Below are 1,883 nucleotides of genomic sequence, written 5' to 3' on the forward strand. Positions count from 1 at the left end.
ATCTGGTCCAACCAGCACTGTTCTGTATTCATCTTTGCCCTGTCTGCACAAAATGTTAATTTTAAGTGTTAAAAAAACGCATTAAATAATATTTACTACTGTTTAGTTTTAATTATTAAGCATTAAATCCTTTATTTAACTTTTTGAGTCATATTGTTAAATCAAAGAGAAGTCTGTTCAGGGAAGAACTGACTTACAGAATAAATATATAAATCAACTGATTGCTATGTTTTTCACTGGTCTTTTCGTACTCCGCTCAGGGTGCAATTACCCTGCGGCAGAGGAATTTATTGCCAGGGATGCTGACGGCCTGTGCAGCCGAAAAGCAAATCCGGGCAGGATGTCAGAGTGCTGTGTTCAGGCTGGGGCCAGACGTCATTTTTTATACAGATATGGAATGGCTCCCGGCCCACGAAAGGGTGCGGACATTTTGTTTCCACAATTCGAAGCTGTTGTTGCTGCTGGCGCATTGCCGGGCTGGCAATAGCCTGAGGAGAACAATCTGATGACGCAAGAATATGCAGGAATGTCCACCAGACGGGGGCGCACCGGTAAGTACCGGTACAGCACGGGAGCAAAAATATTTTTGATCCTGCTGACGGTATTCACTGTCGCAGCGCTGTTCGGCCTGTACCAGGTCCTGACGTACTGATATGCAGACGTTAACCAGGGTACTGCCGCCTCTCCGGCTGATTATGTTTTGTCAGTCAGGAGAAAATCCTGCGCAGTTTCCGGATACCGGCGGTCTTTGCGTGGAAGACAGCGTTCGTCTCAGGACACCAGAAGGGCTGCTGGATCGGTTGCGCCGGTGGCCAGGCGCGATGGTGATATCCGCCGGACGACCATCAACCCAGCTTTTACTGTGGCAACAGGTTTTTCAGCGTTATCCGCGGACAGTGGTTTTTTGCAGCAGTAACGCGTTTTTACCGGTTGACGTCAGTGTGGAAGGTTACTTCCGCCATCTGAGGCTGATTAAATGCGCCATGCCGGTAAGGGTTCTGGCCAGAATGGCTGAGCTGGCCATGTGGTCATCAGTACAGACATCGCCTTACGAGGAGGAGATGAAGAACGTGTTGAGCGTGCCGGAACTGGTGATGGAAATAAACAGCCGCACGCTGGTCCGGTTACTGTCAGAGCGTCTGCCAAAACAGGGGCGGCGGGTGCTGGGATTACTGTTATCAGGCTGTAGCCCGGAAATGACGGCCCGTATGCTGGGGACCGGCGTGAGGCAGGTCTGGCTCGCGGAGCAAACGCTGAAACAACGCTGGGATATACCGGCAGGAGTACCGCTACCTGATGCGGTAAGAATAAGGATGCCGGACGTCAATCCGGACATCAATCAACCGATTGCTTTGGTAAAAGCCGGGGCAGGTAACGCATCGGATTTACGCTGACAGCGCGTTCAGGTTATGCCCCGCAGTATTCAGAATCATTCTGTTACGTTCTGAGTAATTTATTTTACGCCAAAGAAATATGGCATTCATCGTTGTCTGGAAATACAGCGGAACGTGTGTCGTTAATGAATTTGTAACCAGTGCGAAGGTTTACGCGCTGTGGCGGTAGCGTGGAATTATCTGGATGCGTTGAGTAAATTTCATTTTACCCTGCTGATATTACTGAAAATGGTTCTGGATAAACTGTTTAACATTATCTGTGTCTGCGAACAGAGTGATAAAAATAATGAAGCGTAATAAGATATTAATTGTAGGTGCTGGCCTTTCAGGCGCAGTAATTGCACGCCAGTTAGCTGAGCAGGGACATATAGTCAATATTATTGATCAACGTTCACACATCGGTGGTAACGCTTATGATGCCCGCGATGAGCAAACGGGTATCATGGTGCACGTTTATGGTCCTCATATTTTTCATACTGATAATGAAAC

3 protein-coding genes and 1 pseudogene are annotated in these 1,883 nt (G+C 48.0%); all 4 read left to right on the plus strand.

Annotated features, from left to right (window positions below; translation table 11 throughout):
- Positions 1-312 precede the first annotated feature (312 nt).
- Positions 313-652 (plus strand): annotated as a pseudogene (locus F4V72_RS24575) (hypothetical protein).
- A 1-nt stretch (position 653) separates the two neighbouring features.
- Positions 654-1,394 (plus strand): hypothetical protein, encoded by a 741-nt coding sequence (locus F4V72_RS23905; RefSeq protein ID WP_053509489.1) that lies wholly within the window; start codon positions 654-656, stop codon positions 1,392-1,394.
- A 159-nt stretch (positions 1,395-1,553) separates the two neighbouring features.
- Positions 1,554-1,691 carry a hypothetical protein gene (locus F4V72_RS24200; RefSeq protein ID WP_164984571.1) on the plus strand — a complete coding sequence of 46 codons (138 nt, stop codon included), beginning with the start codon at positions 1,554-1,556 and terminating at the stop codon, positions 1,689-1,691.
- On the plus strand, positions 1,681-1,883 hold a 203-nt coding region (locus F4V72_RS23910), incomplete at its 3' end, for an NAD(P)-binding protein (RefSeq protein ID WP_139147919.1). The genes F4V72_RS24200 and F4V72_RS23910, both read left to right, overlap by 11 nt.

Origin of the sequence: Salmonella enterica subsp. diarizonae, from assembly GCF_008692785.1 — a bacterium.
GTDB lineage: Bacteria > Pseudomonadota > Gammaproteobacteria > Enterobacterales > Enterobacteriaceae > Salmonella > Salmonella diarizonae.

What these genes read in the sequence shown, in the direction of transcription:
- F4V72_RS23905 (WP_053509489.1), top strand. Translation starts at nt 654, where the DNA reads ATGCAGACGTTAACCAGGGTACTGCCGCCTCTCCGGCTGATTATGTTT.